This window comes from Paenibacillus sp. FSL F4-0125 (genome assembly GCF_038008565.1).
GTDB lineage: Bacteria > Bacillota > Bacilli > Paenibacillales > Paenibacillaceae > Paenibacillus_AQ.
In genome coordinates this window covers 3659739-3676621 of the sequence record NZ_JBBOZJ010000001.1, presented here as the reverse complement: position 1 = coordinate 3676621, position 16883 = coordinate 3659739, and the positions used below count along the sequence as shown (strand labels likewise).

Below are 16883 nucleotides of genomic sequence, written 5' to 3'. Positions count from 1 at the left end.
CAGGGAGAGGCTGAACTATGATCACAGTTGAACACTTAGCCAAGGCAGTTGGGGAAGATAAAAACCCAGTTCTACAGGATATAGGCTTTCAATTAGAACCGGGTGAGTTCGTAGCAATACTTGGAGCTAGCGGGAGCGGTAAGACCACTTTACTGCGTTGTTTAGCGCTGCGTGAGAAATGGGATAGAGGGAATTTTAGAGTAGACGGTACAGATATTATGGCGAGTGCCTTTACAGGTAAAAGAAAGATCCGCCGCGAGTGGGCTTACCTGGAGCAGAATGCAGAGCTCAATCCGAACCGTACTGCATTGAAAAATGTACTGATCGGCCAGTCCGCGCAAACGCCTTTATGGCGAATGGTTACTGGGATGGTACGTTCAGATGATTATATGGGTGCAATGGATGAATTGGATGCCCTCGGCCTTCTGGATAAGGCGAAGATGAAGGCGAGCCAACTTAGTGGTGGTGAAAGGCAGCGTGTAGCAATTGCGAGAGCATTGACTCATGGTGCGAAAGTGATTTTAGCGGATGAGCCGGTAACGGGATTAGATCCTAAATCCGCAGAGAATGTGTTGGAAACATTGCGGAAGCTGTGTAAAGAAACCGGCCTTACGGTTATAACTGTACTTCCGATAGAATTAGCCGAACGTTTTGCTACACGTCTTTGGGTACTAGAAGATGGCAGAATTAAGCATGATATAAAGGGGCGTAGATTAACGTTCCAAGAACGTGAAAATCTTTAAATTTTGGACACGGATAAGGAAAAGAGTGATGAAGTTGAATATGAGAAGTCTTAGGTGCTTTGTAGCCGCAACGCTGACGTTATCCGTTCTGTCGGGTTGTACTTTCATCAGTGATCCTGTTTCTAAGATGAAATCCCCACAATTGTCTGCTGACAAAGCAACACTTATGGCTGCTATTAATTCACTTAAGCCAGCGGGGTCCACGTTGATTCGACCGACCAATGACGAGGATAGTACCATCTTTACTGAGGATCTCAATAAGGATGGAATAATGGAGACACTAGTGTTCTATAAGACACCTGGAGAAGCTGTAGAGATTCACGGGATGATCTTGGAGAAACAAGGCGACACCTGGGTCAAGAAGCTTGTATTCGATGGTGACGGAACTGTGCTGGAGTCGGTTGATATAAAGGACATGACGGGTGATGGGAAGCTTGAAATTGTTACCGGATATTCACGAGGTGAAGAAAAGGGGCTAGTGGTCTATAGCTATTCCAGCGGTTCATTGGTAGAGTTGCTTTCACATCCGTATACAAAATATATGATTGATGATCTAAACGGAGACGGAATTGAAGACATCACCGTTGTTTATTTTAAAAGGAATGAATTTTCGACCATTTCAATCTATCAGTACAATGATGATGGCTTTAAGGTTCTCGATAAACTTGATGATATAGACCCTTATTTTAACAATTATTACAATATTGTTGCAGGAAAAATCTCGGAGGATAAAGAAGGAATCGTATTGGATGCTGCAGTGGATTCTCAATCTGCTTATTCCTCGATTGTTCTTATGGAGAATAATAAGCTGCGTGTGGTTTTACCAGGTGATGCGCGGACTTATAAAGATCGTCGGATTGCAAGCGAAGATATTGATCATGATGGCATTATTGAAATTGGATTACTTGAGGTACCCAAAGGGTGGGAGTATTTCGATCCAGCTGAAATTCCATACTTTACCTCCTATTATAAATGGGATGGAAAAGACGGTCTGACCTTCACAACCCAGCTATATCATGATCCATCGGATCGATTCAATATTAATTTTTCTCCAGAATGGCATGAGAAGGTGACGGTTGATACGAAATCGGTTTTGGATGAGAACCTTAAGTTCATCATGTCTGATACCGGTGAGACGGTTGCGGAGGTTGCTTTCTTTTCTCCTTCTGAATGGGACCGTGTAAAGAATGACGGTTGGGATCTTCTTGCACGTGATGCAGCTAAGGTTATCGCCTACCGCGGTAAGTTAGAACAAAGTACAACAACGGAAGGAAGTAATAAAATTGCTTCCCCTATAGAAAGGAAGGGAATAGATGAGTAAAGTACTGATACTGGAAGATGAGGAGTCTATTCGTAGTTTTATTGTTATCAACTTGAAGCGTAATGGTTTCGAAGTGATAGAGGCTGCGGATGGGCATGAAGCCCTTCACAAGTTAACCACGATTCCTGATATTGATATCGCCCTATTGGATGTAATGGTTCCAGGTATTGATGGATTTGAAGTATGTAGACGAGTTAGAGAAACCAATGAACGTTTGGGTATTATTTTTCTGACCGCCAAGGTTCAAGAGCAAGATAAAGTGTATGCTTTATCCGTAGGTGCTGATGACCATGTCAGTAAGCCATTCAGCCCGACAGAACTGATAGCTAGAATTCAATCCTTGCTGCGTCGAGTGAACGTTCATCGTGAACAGTCAGCGAAGGTCTCTTTTGTTTCAGGTCCTTTCACCCTGGATCTAATTTCCAAACATTTCAAGCGTGACAATGAAGCGATTGAACTGACGCCAACGGAGTTTTCATTAATTCAATTCTTTCTTGAAAAAGAAAATACACCACTCAGCCGCGATCTTCTGCTGGATCATGTGTGGGGTAAGGAGTATATGGGTGATCCCAAAATTGTGGATGTGAATATTCGTCGTCTGCGCCAAAAGATAGAAAATAATCCGTCGGAGCCAGAATTTTTGCAAACGGTATGGGGACACGGATATAGATGGAAAGGCCAAGTACAATGATTAAGAAGGGGATGCGCAGGCAAATCGTTCTACACTACATTCTTGTAGTTTTTTTGGCGCTTCTCCTTGTAGAAGTTATCTTCTTGCTTGCCATCAGAACGTATTATTATGACAGTGTTTATAGCAAGATAAAAAACCACATTACCATGGCAGAGACGTTCTACCATAAATATCAGTTAGGTGGCGATAACAATTCGAACCAGCTGCAAGAACTGCTGGATAGATTTTCGCTGAACAATACCGAACTGGAAGTATTGACCCTGAATGGGGATATGATTACCAGTTCAACTGGTTTTCAGCCTGACCGTACGATTACAACCAGTGACGTCCCAGAAGCAGTAGGAGGCAGTATTGGCCGCTGGGTAGGGCGCCAGAGTGGTACTAACGAGAGCGTTATGGCTGTATCTAAAATGTTACAGATTCACGGTCGTGATACGTATGTTCTAAGGTATCTTACTTCACTAGAAGGCATTAACAACGACTTGCTTAATCTTACATTACTGTCGATTGGAATAGGTGCAGCTGTCTTGGCTGTTGTTATCGTATTCAGCTTCGGACTTGCCAATTCTATCGTAAAACCGCTCAATAACATTACAGCAGTTTCAGCCCAGATGGCTAAGGGCAGATTTAATGTGCGAATTAAGGGGAATTACAAGTTTGAGATTGGTGATTTAGCTTCAACGCTGAATTATATGGCTCAAGAAATTGTGCGAAGCAATCAGATTAAGGATGATTTTATTTCTTCTATTTCACATGAGCTACGAACACCACTTACGAGTATCAAGGGCTGGAGTGAGACATTGATCTCTGGCGGCTATGATCCGGAGGAGACGAAGCTTGGTGTAAGTATTATTTCTAAAGAAAGTGAACGACTGATTGGTCTAGTGGAGGAGATTCTCGACTTTTCAAAGCTGCAGCAGAACCAAATGAAGCTATCCATTGGGATTGTTGACGTGAAAGTTTTACTTCAGGAGACGATACTGAATATTTGGGCTAAGGCGGAGAAGAAGCGTATCCACTTGCTTCTGGAATGTGAAGATGGGATCTATGTTAAAGGCGATGCTAATCGTCTAAAGCAAGTGTTCTTGAATCTGGTAGATAATGCTGTGAAGTTTTCCCATGAGGACTCCAGTATAGAATTGTCTGCGAAGAGACTGTCCTCAACTGAGACTGCTATCATGGTTCGTGATAGTGGAATTGGGATTAGTGAAGCGCATATTTCCAGAGTTAAAGACCGATTCTTTCAAGTGGATGCACTCAATGGGGGAACTGGCTTGGGGTTAGCGATCTCACAGCAGATTGTAGAACTTCATAATGGGACACTGGATATGGTAAGTGAGCTTGGAAAAGGGACGGAAGTTACCGTAATCTTACCACTTACTGAGAAACCACCTGAGGTCGTTTCAGATCAAGTAGTGCCAAATCAAGCTATATTACCTGATTCAGATGTCTAGGAGGTATGGAAATGGATGTCTTGGGGAACTCAATTAGGATTGTTCGCGGAGAACCCGACCGGACAGGTGATATCTTAAGTTTACTGCAGGAAGCAGCAAATTGGATGGAGCTAAACGGGATTAAACAATGGACTCCAGGACAATTCAATGAGTCTGATATTGCAGGCTATTTTAACGACAGGCATGTTTATCTTGCGCTTGACGATGATGTTGTAGTTGGAATGTTCACGTTACAATTTACTGACCCTCAATACTGGGGAGATAAAAATGACGACGCCTATGCTTATTTGCATAGGCTGGCTGTAGCGGGTACACACCGCAGTCAGGGACTTGGGAAGCATATGCTTAAGTATGCTGTGGTGCTAGCTAAAGAATTAGGGTGCAGAGGACTCAGATTTGATACCGTCGCACACAACATTAAACTCAATCGTTATTATCAAACCATGGGTTTTCATTACATGGGCACTAACGATATGGGAAATGGTCGTTTAGTGAACCTTTATGAGCATTTTGAGGAGACACCTGATCCCGATCGTCTGATTCTTAGATTTATGTCTGAATCGGACTTTGAACACTTGAAACGATGGAGTGTATCACCTGATTATCTGAAGCAGTGGGCCGGACCATCACTAACCTTCCCTCTTGACGATGACCAGCTTACTAAGTATTTGAGTGGAGCTAATCATCCAGCGAATTCTGACCGCTTGATCTTTTGTGCGGTGCATGAAGCTACTCTAAAGGTAGTGGGTCATATCAGCTTTTCAACCATAGACCGGTCTAATCGATTTGCACGAATAGGTAGGGTAGTTGTAGATCCAGATTGTCAGGGTAGAGGCTTTGGATCAAGGATGATGAATGAAATGCTTCGGATCGGATTTGAGAGCTTGGGGATGCATAGACTTTCCCTGGGTGCGTTTGCTTTCAACACCGTTGCCTTGAAAACTTACGAAGCCGTGGGCTTTAAGCGTGAGGGTGTTCAACGTGAGGCAGCGCTGTTTGGGGATAAATATGTAGATTGTGTGGAAATGAGCATGTTAGATAGAGAATGGACAGCACTTCAAAATTCATAAGATAAACCTCTAACAACCGAAGAGGCTGTTGCTCTGGTCATGATCGACCAGGACAACAGCCCCTTTTTATAAATATAAGAATGTATAACTTTCATACTATACATTATCCTTATATTTCTCGCATAAACGCTTACCGTCCATTTGGGACGCCGAAGGCGTTTTTGCTTGATACAGTATTTATCTATATAATGGTTTTTATGAAGGGAGAACTTCCCGTAGACGTCCTGTCTTCTCATAAACATCCTGAAATAGACGGGAGGGTTGGTTTCGAACCGCTGGCTTTGGAGCTACGGTTTCATAAGGCCCAACGACTACAATATTATTTATACTTCCCTTGATGACAGTCCCATCCTTAATAATTGCACCTTCGCCAATAATGGCATTTTCAATCTGTACTCCACGCCCAATGCGGACGCCAGGCATAATAACACTTTGTTTAATCTGGCTCATTTTTCCGATTTCTACACCGTTGAAGATTACAGAACGTTGTAAGCTGCCTTCTTGTGTGCAGAATTCATTCACGAGTGAGTCCGTTGATGGGATCTGAACACGTGGTTTATGGACAGCAAGCTTAGTCCGGCGGTTCCGGCTGTACATCGGCCAATGTGCTTTGTCGAGCTTCATGCCATTATTTTTTTGCAGAAGGTCCATGTGAGCTTCCCAGAGACTACCCACAGTTCCAACATCTCTCCAGTATCCTTTGAAGCGGTAAGCGAATAAATCATCATTCTGATCAAGCATCGTTGGTATAACATCTTTACCAAAGTCATGACTGGAATTCGGATTAGCTGCATCCCGCAACAAATGCTCCTTCAGATAAGCCCACTCAAACAGGTAAATACCCATGGAAGCCAAATTACTTTTAGGTACTTTAGGTTTTTCTGCAAACTCAGAAATTTTTAGTTCATCATTTACGTTCATTACGCCAAAACGACTGGCTTCATCCCACGGTACCTCCATTACGGAGATGGTTGCTTTTGCAGCTTTCCCTACATGATATTCTAGCATTTTCCGATAATCCATATGGTAAATATGGTCACCGGATAGAATGAGTACATGTTCTGGATTGCAGCTATCGATATATTCAATGTTCTTATAAATCGCATCAGCAGTTCCTGTATAGCTATCTCTGCCTTCAACACCGGAAGGAAGCAGGGTGACGCCTTTGTCCTTTTGACTATGTAAGCCCCAAGGTTCACCTTCTCCGATGTGCTCATGCAAGGATTCAGCTTCATACTGTGTCAGGACACCTACTGTATCAATTTTGGAATTTACACAATTACTTAGTGGGAAATCAATAATTTTGTACTGTCCACCGAAAGGGACTGCAGGCTTAGCCATACTGGAAGTTAAGGGAGCCAATCTGCGGCCTTCCCCTCCTGCCAAGAGCATGGCGATACAATCTTTTTTGTTATTCATTTGTTATCCCTCCCATTATTTTGTCAATGCTTGTAATATAAACTTACGACAAGCACTTGAAACGACATAGGTGAAGTATATTGCTGTGTAAAAAGAAAAATTACAATTAATATTTCTTTATCAGAAAATCTTTTGTTTTCACATCAAATCATTTTCAAAATGGTAATATTCGGTTAATGTAATAGGTACAAGCATTCAAAAAAGGTGGTGTAGAATTGGCTGAAATAGCAACAATCGATACCCTTCCGTCAGCTGCTGATATTTATTTGTTCCATGAGGGCACCAATTATCGCAGCTATTCTATGCTGGGTGCGCACACTGCCGCTGAAGAAGGCGTTACGGGCGTGCGCTTTACCGTGTGGGCTCCTCATGCGACATATGTAGGACTAGCTGGTGATCATAACGGCTGGGATGGAACACAGGACATGGACTCGTTATATAAGATACCCGATTCAGGATTTTGGAGTCGTTTTTTTCCGGGAATAAAGCCGGGAACTTTTTACAAATACAGGATTGTTGCCAGTGATGGCTCAAGCTTCCTTAAAGCTGATCCATTTGCCTTCAAAGCTGAGGTTCGCCCGGCGACTGCATCCGTTGTTACGGATCTCAGTGGTTACCGATGGGGAGATGCGGTATGGCGGAGAAAAAGTAAAGCTCCATATCATCAACCGATGAACATTTATGAGATGCATTTTGGAACTTGGCGTCAAAAAGAAGACGGAGAATTTTACAGCTATAAAGAAATGAGTGAATTATTAATTCCTTATTTGGTGGAAATGGGCTATACCCATGTTGAGTTTATGCCGCTAGCGGAGCATCCATACGATTTATCTTGGGGCTATCAAGGAACGGGGTATTTCGCGGCGACGAGTCGATATGGTGAACCCCACGAGTTGATGTATTTAATCGATCATCTGCATCAAGCTGGAATAGGTGTGATTCTGGATTGGGTTCCGGCTCATTTTGCAAAGGATGCTCACGGTTTAAGAATGTTTGATGGTTCACCCCTTTATGAATATGCAGATCCGATGTTGGCGGAAAAACCAGGCTGGGGAACTCTTTCCTTTGATTTCAGCAAGCCAGAGATTTCTTCGTTTCTCATCTCAAACGCACTCTTTTGGTTTGAGTATTATCATATTGACGGGATGCGTGTAGATGCGGTTACCAGCATGCTTCGTCTCGATTTTGAAAAGCAGGCTCATCAATATCGGCGGAATGTGAATGGTGGTCTTGAGAATTTAGAGGCCATTAAGTTTATTCAGAACCTGAATAAAGCGATATTTCAGTATTTTCCTAAAGCATTGATGATGGCAGAAGAATCCAGTGCTTGGCCGGGAGTTACTGCACCCGCTCATGAAGGTGGGCTAGGTTTCAATTACAAATGGAATATGGGATGGATGAATGATACATTGGGCTACATAGAACATGATTTCTGGGGGCGTCCATATCATCATAATTTATTAACGTTCCCAATATGTTATGCTTATGCCGAAAATTATGCATTACCGCTATCGCATGATGAGGTTGTACATGGTAAGAAGTCGTTGCTCGATAAAATGCCGGGTTCTTATGAACAAAAGTTCGCAGGACTTAGGCAGCTGCTTGGTTATCAAATATCCCATCCCGGAAAGAAACTCCTGTTTATGGGGGGAGAATTTGGTCAATTTATCGAATGGAAGGATCAGGAACAGTTGGATTGGCTGCTGCTGGACTATGAGAGCCATCGCGGCATGCTAGCCTATACTGCTGCTCTTAATAAATTGTATCGCTCGGAGAAAGCTCTGTGGGAGCTTGACCATTCTCAAGAGGGTTATCAATGGATTGATGCAGATGACAATGAGCAAAGCGTAATTTCATATATGCGTAAAGGTAAGAAGCCTGGAGATACCTTACTGTTTATTATCAATTTTCAACCTGCCCAGCGTCAACAGTATCGTATAGGTGTCCCACGTCAAGGGACTTATGAAGAAATCTTTAGCTCGGAAGATGTAGCATTCGGAGGCTCCGGTATACACAATGCACCTCAGAAGAGCAAAAAGTTGGAATGGCATAATCAGGTGAACAGCATAGAGCTAACATTACCGCCTCTTAGCTTCCTAGTGTTTAAGAAAACAGCACGAGTGGGTAAGAGTAAAGAGGCAAATGAGCAATAGTTCAAAGCAAGTATAGAGAATCCGTACACTTTAAAGGGGGAAATAATCATGAAAGTTTTATTTGCCGCAGCTGAAGCTCATCCATTTATCAAAACGGGTGGCCTGGCCGATGTCATTGGGGCATTACCTAAAGCGCTGAAGGGTGCCGGGGTGGATGTACGAGTGATTTTGCCTAAATATCGTGGGATTCCTGAAAAGTTTACTTCGAAAATGGAACATTTAACGGAAGTTTATGTGCCAATCGGCTGGCGTAATCAATACTGTGGGATCGAACATATGGTTTATGACGGTATTCCGGTATACTTTATCGACAATGAGTACTATTTTGGGCGGGACGGAATTTACGGATATATGGATGATGGTGAACGCTTCGCGTTTTATAATCGTGCGGTGCTGGAGTGCCTGCCGGCTATTGATTTTCAGCCTGATGTCTTGCATTGCCATGATTGGCATGCGGCTGTGATCCCAATGCTGCTTCAGGGACATTATCGACACAATCCATTTTACAGCGAAATGCGAAGTGTATTTACTATACATAACCTGTTGTATCAGGGAGTGTTTCCTTATGAGGTGCTTGGGGAGCTATTAGGTCTCGACAGCAGTTATTTTGGAGGCGTGGAGTATTACGGGAATGTGAATTTCTTAAAAGGTGGCATTGTATACAGCGATCGTGTCACCACCGTTAGTCCAACCTACTCAGAAGAAATCCGGACCCCATATTATGGTTATGGGCTCGATGGATTGTTAAATGCGAGAGCGGATGTGTTAAGCGGTATTGTGAATGGGATTGATACGAAAAGTTATAACCCTGCAACAGATACAAGTCTTGTTACACGTTATCGTTCTAATCTGGCTAAGAAAACGGAGAACAAGCTAGCCCTGCAAGAGGAATTAGGATTACCTGTGGATGCTAATATTCCTATGGTTGCCATGGTTACTCGTCTTGTGGATTCCAAAGGCTTAGATCTGCTTACTCGAGTATTGGATGAGCTACTCTATAATGATGACATTCAATTTGTTCTGCTGGGAACGGGGGATGAGTCCTATGAGCGGTGGTTCAAGGAGGCAGCTTGGCGTTATCCGACAAAGTTATCTTCACAAATCCTGTTTAATGATGCACTCTCACGCAAAATATATGCCGCTAGCGATATCTTTCTCATGCCTTCCAAGTTTGAACCTTGTGGGATCAGTCAACTTCTCGCATTGCGTTACGGAAGCATACCAGTAGTTCGGGAAACGGGTGGTTTAAATGACACTGTCCAAGCTTACAATGAAAAATCCGGGGAAGGTAATGGCTTCACATTCAGCAACTACAATGCCCACGATATGATGTTTACGCTTCGCCGGGCGATCTCTTTATTTAAGCAGCCTGAACACTGGAAAAAGATTACGAAAAACGCGTTCGCTGGCGATTACAGCTGGAATGTATCCGCTCAGCAGTACATTGATATTTATAATGAAATTACGGATTAAAGGTTTATCCTATTCTCTAACCGTTTAATAAGGAGTACTCTTGAAGTTTGACTCATACTTCAGGAGTACTCTTTTTTATGGGAATAATGGAGATCTAGCCGCATGATTTGGTTAAGTTAGGGAATAGTAAAAATGTATAAAATTATATAAAATTTGAATAAATGTTGAATAATTATTTTCTGAACAATGAATCATTTGCTTTGAAACCCATTAAAAGGAAGTTATTGTCACAATTATGCCTTTGCATATTCATGCGTTCTGATTTATAATAAGTCGGTCAAAGAGACAACTTGGATTTTTTTCATAAGAATAGGGGAGATATAGAAATGAACAAATGGGGTAAACTTGGTTTAGGTATGATATTAGCGGTAGGTCTGTTGTCAGGCTGCGGTCAAAATAAAAATGATAATGATACCGCTGCAACTGGTAATGCTAATTCCGGTGGGGCTACTAAGAAGCTTACAATGGGAACAAGTGCTGATTTTCCTCCATACGAATTCCATAAAGTAGTAGACGGTAAAGATACTATCGTGGGCTTCGACATCGATATTGCTAAGGAAATTGCTGCTGATATGGGCGCTGAACTTGTAATTAAGGACTTGCCATTCGATTCACTGCTAAACGAATTGTCCAGCGGAAGAGTAGATATTGTAATTTCTGGACTGAGCCCAACTGAAGAACGTAAAAAGGCAGTTGACCTTTCAGACATTTATTACAAAGCTGAACAAGCCATTGTTGTGCGCGAAGCAGATAAAGATAAATACGCCACTATGGACGCTGTAAAAGGTACGAAAATTGGTGTGCAGACTGGATCAATTCAAGAAGAAATCGCTAAAGGGATCGAGGGAGCGAAGATCACTTCTCTTGGTAAAATCTCCGAAATCGTTCTACAATTGCAATCCAATCGTGTAGATACTGCTATCATTGAAGGACCTGTCGCCAAATCATTCGTTAAGAATGTTCCTGGTCTTGTAATTACTGATGCTAAGCCGGAAGTTGAAGACGATGGTTATGCAATTGGTATTAAGAAAGGCAATAAAGAGCTTTTGGATCAAGTAAACAGCACACTGACACGTTTAAACTCAGAAGGTAAAATTGATGAGTATGTGACGGCAGCTAGTGAGCTTGCAGATAGCACGAAGTAAAGAAACAACGGATATTTTTTAAGTCTGCTAAAGTAAATTGTATGTGTATACAGAAAATAGCGGCAATAGCTATTTTCTATTTTTTTGGAGATGGGAGGATAGGTTATGGATATTACTTTATTTAAAATGGCTTATGATTATCGTGATTTTTTCCTGACCGGTTTGCAGTATACTTTGTTACTTGCCGTTCTGGGTGTCTTCTTTGGTTTTATTCTAGGAATTATCGTTTCATTGCTGCGTATGTCCAAATGGGGTGTGCTTCGCTTCTTGGCAACAGCCTGGGTAGAATTCCTTCGTGGCACGCCTATGCTTGTACAACTTTTCCTAATCCACTATGGATTGGCTACGTTCGGTATTGAGTTTACACCGATTCAGTCGGGGGCAATCACTTTATCCATTAACAGTTCTGCTTACCTTGCAGAGATTTTCCGTGCTGGGATACAGGGGGTAGATCGCGGACAAATGGAGGCAGCCCGTTCGCTTGGAATGAAGCAAGGGATGACTATGCGTCATATTATTCTCCCTCAGGCACTGAAAAGTGTTCTTCCGGCAATCGGAAATGAATTCATCACCATTATCAAGGAATCATCGATTATTTCTTTTATCGGCGTTACGGATTTGATGTTTCAAGCCCGTACGGTTACAACGATTTCATACGATGGTATGACACCACTGGTAATAATCGCATTTATGTACTTTGTACTGACATTTACGCTATCCAAGATCCTTGGCAGATTGGAAAGGAGGCTGAATACCGATGATCGCCGTTAAGAACTTGCAAAAAAATTATGGGAAGCTGGAAATTCTCAAAGGGATTGACTTGGAGATTCATAAGGGTGAGGTCGTCGTCGTGATCGGACCGAGTGGATCGGGTAAAAGTACCTTCCTGCGTTGCTTGAATTTACTGGAGCAGCCAACAGGTGGCGAAATCACGTTTGAAGGTGAATCGATTACCTCTAAAAAACATGATATTAATGTCACACGTGAGAAGATGGGGATGGTATTTCAGCAGTTTAACCTCTTTCCTCATAAAACAGTTCTGCAAAATATTACTCTCGCACCTATTAAGGTGAGAAAGCAGCAGCAGGCTGAAGCAGATAAATTTGCAATGGAGTTACTGAAAACCGTAGGGCTGGAAGATAAGAAGGATGCTTATCCAGCTCAGCTATCCGGAGGACAGAAGCAGCGGATCGCGATTGCCCGTGCGCTGGCGATGCAGCCCCATGTGATGCTCTTTGACGAGCCAACCTCAGCACTTGACCCAGAGATGGTCGGTGAGGTGCTGGAGGTTATGAAGAAGCTTGCAGAAGATGGGATGACAATGGTCATTGTTACGCATGAGATGGGCTTTGCCCGCGAAGTGGGCGACCGTATTCTATTTATGGATGGCGGCGTCATTGTAGAGCAGGGTACACCTGCTCAAGTCTTCGGGAATCCTCAACATGCACGTACGCAGGATTTTTTAAGTAAAGTGTTATAATAAGTTAAATTGCAGCGGCACTCGGACAAGTTATCCGGGCGCCGCTTTATTTTTTTAACAGTTGCGTTAATTGAGGATATAATGGACTGAGTTCATTTATTTATGTAAACCATGTATAATAGATGGTCAATCAACTTGAAAAGGAGTACATACATAATGAGAGATGATCTGCGCCGGATAGGCATTATCGATATTGGTTCTAACTCCATACGTCTTGTAATCTATGATACAACGCCGGAGGGAGGCTATAAGATCATCAAGGAGTGTAAGTACTCTGCACGTCTTAGTGAGAAGATTACGAAGGAAGGTCGACTGGAGCAGAAGGATATGGAGACCATTATTCCTGTCTTGCGTCAGTTTAAGGAGATCTGCAATGCTTTTGAAGTGGAGACTATACGTGCGGGTGCTACAGCGGCAATCAGAAACGCAGCTAACTCTAATGAAATTATTACTTTCTTGTCAGAAGCTTCTGCGATTCCAATAGAGGTTATAAGTGGTCATCAGGAAGCTTACTTTGGCTTCTTAGGAGTCATAAACGCTTTTAATGTTGAGGATGGTTATGTCATAGATATTGGTGGCGGCAGTACTGAAATCACACTTTTTCGCGGACGCCGTTATCAACATAGCATTTCCTTTCCATTTGGAGCGGTGAATACAAACCTGATGTTCGGACAAGGTGGTAACTGGAACGGAGATCAGATTCACAAGCTGGAGACTTTTGTTCTGGGGAGATTGGTAGAACATGATTGGCTTAACGCAACAGCGGGTCTTCCGTTATTTGGACTGGGAGGGACGGTGCGTTCTTTAGGCAAACTGGATCAAAAAATGAGAGCATACTCATTACCTAACTCGCATGGTTACACCATGGCTAGTGAGACGATTGAGCATTTTATGAACACATTACCTTCAATGCCTTACGATAAACGTAAAGATTTAGATGGGCTGTCTAAGAGCCGAGCAGATATCATTGTATCCGGGTTAATTATTTTCCATACGGTATATCAGTATATTGGTGCTAGCCAGGCTGTAATCAGCGGTGAAGGGCTTAGAGAAGGCATGCTTCATGATCTACTGAAGCCGGAGCAACCAGTGCGAGATAGTGCGCTTGAATACAGTTTAAATACGATCATTCGGTTTGATATTCGTACCTCTAAGCGGTATTTGGATCATATCAACAAGCTTGCGCTAAGTCTGTTTGATGCATTCAAGGATGAGGAGAATAAAGCTGAACATGAGATGTTGATTTATGTATCCATCATGCTGCATCGAACGGGATCTAACATTAACTATTATCAATCCAAACGTCATACCCTGTATTGGCTAATGAATTCACCGATTCGTGGGCTAACACACCGTCAGCTTATCCTATGCGCGATGATTGCCTCGTATAGCACAAAAAGCCGGAAGCAGAAATTGTCCCAAATGTATAAGGACATTTTACTGCCTTCCGACGAAGAGTGGATTCATAAGCTCGGATCGCTTGTTCAGCTAAGTATTGCACTGGACAGCACCGAGATCGGGATTGTAAGTGACTTGAAAGCTAATCTACACGGCAATTCACTTCATCTGGACCTTGAGGGCGCCTCAGCACTTCTGATCGGTCTAGAGGACATTGAGAACGCCTTAAAGGCATTTAAGAATGCTTGGGCGGTAAAGGTAAAACTCGGGTTCCCTTCCAACGTGTAACATCCATAGCTGCGAACTGGCTCCGGAAAGGGGCCTTTTTGTCGTCTGGTTGCTCGTAATATCCGTTAGGCTGTAAGAAGCTGGCCTTCACATTATCTTTAAGGGATAGTTCAAGAATCTTAACTATCTGTTTACGAATATTGCTGTCTTTGACTGGGCACATCAGCTCGATCCGGCGGGTTAGGTTTCTTGTCATCCAGTCTGCACTGGATAAATATACCTCAGGCTTTCCGCCATTTTCAAAATAGTAAATTCTTGAATGCTCCAGAAAGCGGTCGACAATACTGCGAACCGTAATGTTCTCGCTCAAGCCCTCAATCCCCGGACGAAGACAACAAACTCCCCGAACGATTAAATCGATAGATACACCGGCCTGTGCAGCACCATATAAATCGTCAATGACTTGTTGATTGGAGAGAGAGTTCATTTTGGCAATGATACGTGCAGGTCTGCCAGCTGCAGCATGCTCCGCTTCACGGTGCATCAGCTTTTGTAAGGAAAGACTCATATTCGTCGGAGCAACAATAAAGGAGTTCCAGTCAAAATTGGCGGAATAACCAGTCATTTGATTAAATAGCTCAGAAGCATCGAGTCCAATATCGCTTTGAGCGGTAAATAGACTGAGATCCGTATATACTTTGGCGGTACTGTCATTGTAGTTTCCTGTGCCTACATGCACGTAACGACGTAATTCTTGACCTTCCTGACGGACGATCAAAGTAACTTTGGCATGTGTTTTGAGTCCAACTAAACCATAAACGACATGACATCCGGATTTTTCGAGTTGGCGAGCCCAAGCGATGTTACGTTCCTCATCAAACCTGGCCTTTAACTCTACAACCACAGTTACCTGTTTCCCGGATTCAGCAGCATTAGCGAGTGCAGTGATCAGCGGAGAGTTTCCACTAACCCGGTACAAAGTCATCTTAATGGCCATCACCTGTTCATCCTCTGAGGCTTGAATGATAAAGTCTGTCATCGCGTCAAAGGATTCGTAAGGGTGGTAGACCAGGACATCCCTCTCACGCAATACCTCAAAGAAATCCTCATTTTCTTCAAATTCAGCAGGGTAGACGGGCTCAATGCTTGGATAGTTTAAGTAACTAAAGCCTTTAATACTTCCGGCGAAATTACGAAGGAAACTTAGATCTAGCGGACCTTCAATTTCGAATACGAAGTCCTCCAGTTCAAACTCAGCTTGCAGCTGTTCCAAAGCATAAGGATGGATGCCTTTTTGTACTTCAAGTCTTGCTGGGACACCGCGACGACGCTTGCGAAGTTCTTTTTCAATCTCCTCTAGAAGATCCTCGGCCCCTTCTTCGTCGATCGTGAGATCAGAGTTGCGGGTCAAACGAAATTCACTAACAGCCACAGGCTCGTAACCACTAAATAATGTTTGAATGTGATGACGAATGACATCCTCTATAAATACGAACTGCCGTTTCTTACTGTTTGATCGGTGCGGAAGAGGGATACATCTCGGCAGATTTGATGGAATTTGCAGAATTGCAAAAAAAGGCTCCTCTTCAAGGCCATTCTTACGAGTAAGAACTACTGCTAAATAGATGAATTGGCTATGAACGAGTGGAAACGGTCGACTTTGGTCAACAGCCATTGGTGTAAGTACAGGATAGATAATATCCCGGTAATATTGTTCTATGGACTGTTCCTGTGCATGAGTTAGATCCTCATAATCCACAAAAACGATTCCTTCTTTATGCAAGCTCCGTGAAATATCACGGAAAATCCGGTATTGATCGGCAACAATTTTGGTAACTCTCTTTATGAGACGTTTGTACAACCCGGAAGGGGTGTAGCCAGTGAAATCTTTTTTCGTATACCCCGCCCGGATTTGATCTTGAATTCCTGCTACTCGAACACTTATAAATTCGTCCAGATTACTTGAGACAATAGCCAGAAATCTAGCGCGTTCCATAAGCGGGTTATCTGGGTCTTGCGCTTCTTTAAGCACGCGTCGGTTAAACTCGATCCAGCTCAAATCTCTATTGAGGTAAGCAGTGGCTGGACTGCTTTGGTTGTTTTTATTCTCTTCTGTATTCATGAGACCTCCAAATATGATTCGTTATCTATATCTAATCTATTTATCATATTCTATCATTCTACTATTGGATAAAGCATGAAATGTTAACGCTATGTAAAATCTTCGGGAAATTTATATGATATTTTTAAAAAAAAGGTGCATGAATCTTTATACGAAGTTTACATAACAAAAAATATGTTAACTGAA

General features: G+C 42.7%; 13 protein-coding genes. 11 read left to right on the top strand and 2 right to left on the bottom strand.

Going from position 1 to position 16883, the window contains the following annotated elements:
* Positions 1-17: 17 nt before the first annotated feature.
* From NST74_RS16240 to NST74_RS16220, 5 genes are read left to right on the top strand one after another with little or no spacing between them, the layout of a single operon-like run.
* The gene (locus NST74_RS16240) at positions 18-743 is read left to right on the top strand and encodes a phosphonate ABC transporter ATP-binding protein (RefSeq protein WP_341113232.1); all 726 of its coding nucleotides are present in this window, start codon (positions 18-20) and stop codon (positions 741-743) included.
* 28 nt (positions 744-771) lie between these two features.
* Complete coding sequence (locus NST74_RS16235) at positions 772-2064, top strand: hypothetical protein (protein ID WP_341113231.1); 1293 nt, start codon at positions 772-774, stop codon at positions 2062-2064.
* Positions 2057-2755, top strand: coding sequence for a response regulator transcription factor (locus tag NST74_RS16230; RefSeq protein WP_042128265.1), 699 nt, complete (start codon positions 2057-2059; stop codon positions 2753-2755). Before NST74_RS16235 ends, NST74_RS16230 begins: the two co-directional genes overlap by 8 nt.
* Positions 2752-4209, top strand: a complete 1458-nt coding sequence (locus NST74_RS16225) for a sensor histidine kinase (protein WP_076118689.1) — start codon at positions 2752-2754, stop codon at positions 4207-4209. The genes NST74_RS16230 and NST74_RS16225 overlap by 4 nt, the downstream gene beginning before the upstream one ends.
* Before the next feature lie 11 nt (positions 4210-4220).
* Positions 4221-5279: a GNAT family N-acetyltransferase gene (locus NST74_RS16220; protein WP_341113229.1), complete on the top strand. Its 1059-nt coding sequence runs from the start codon at positions 4221-4223 to the stop codon at positions 5277-5279.
* Positions 5280-5474: 195 nt separating this feature from the next.
* On the opposite strand, the gene NST74_RS16215 is transcribed toward NST74_RS16220, so the two are convergent.
* Positions 5475-6698 carry a glucose-1-phosphate adenylyltransferase gene (locus NST74_RS16215; protein ID WP_341113227.1) on the bottom strand — a complete coding sequence of 408 codons (1224 nt, stop codon included), beginning with the start codon at positions 6696-6698 and terminating at the stop codon, positions 5475-5477.
* A 215-nt stretch (positions 6699-6913) separates the two neighbouring features.
* On the opposite strand from NST74_RS16215, the gene glgB reads away from it, so the two are divergent.
* From glgB to NST74_RS16190, 6 genes are all read left to right on the top strand, one after another.
* Positions 6914-8851, top strand: coding sequence for a 1,4-alpha-glucan branching protein GlgB (gene glgB / locus NST74_RS16210; protein ID WP_341113225.1), 1938 nt, complete (start codon positions 6914-6916; stop codon positions 8849-8851).
* 48 nt (positions 8852-8899) lie between these two features.
* On the top strand, positions 8900-10324 hold the full coding sequence (gene glgA, locus NST74_RS16205; RefSeq protein ID WP_341113223.1) for a glycogen synthase GlgA: 1425 nt from the start codon (positions 8900-8902) through the stop codon (positions 10322-10324).
* A 326-nt stretch (positions 10325-10650) separates the two neighbouring features.
* Positions 10651-11469, top strand: coding sequence for a transporter substrate-binding domain-containing protein (locus NST74_RS30015; RefSeq protein WP_042128255.1), 819 nt, complete (start codon positions 10651-10653; stop codon positions 11467-11469).
* A 105-nt stretch (positions 11470-11574) separates the two neighbouring features.
* Positions 11575-12240: an amino acid ABC transporter permease gene (locus NST74_RS30010; RefSeq protein ID WP_042128253.1), complete on the top strand. Its 666-nt coding sequence runs from the start codon at positions 11575-11577 to the stop codon at positions 12238-12240.
* Positions 12227-12949: an amino acid ABC transporter ATP-binding protein gene (locus NST74_RS16195; protein ID WP_042128251.1), complete on the top strand. Its 723-nt coding sequence runs from the start codon at positions 12227-12229 to the stop codon at positions 12947-12949. Before NST74_RS30010 ends, NST74_RS16195 begins: the two co-directional genes overlap by 14 nt.
* Before the next feature lie 156 nt (positions 12950-13105).
* Entirely contained in the window at positions 13106-14635 is a 1530-nt protein-coding gene (locus NST74_RS16190; RefSeq protein ID WP_341113221.1) for a Ppx/GppA phosphatase family protein, read from the top strand.
* Here NST74_RS16190 and ppk1 read toward each other — a convergent pair.
* Complete coding sequence (gene ppk1, locus NST74_RS16185; protein ID WP_341113219.1) at positions 14583-16697, bottom strand: polyphosphate kinase 1; 2115 nt, start codon at positions 16695-16697, stop codon at positions 14583-14585. The two genes, NST74_RS16190 and ppk1, sit on opposite strands and share 53 nt — an antisense overlap.
* Positions 16698-16883: the final 186 nt, after the last annotated feature.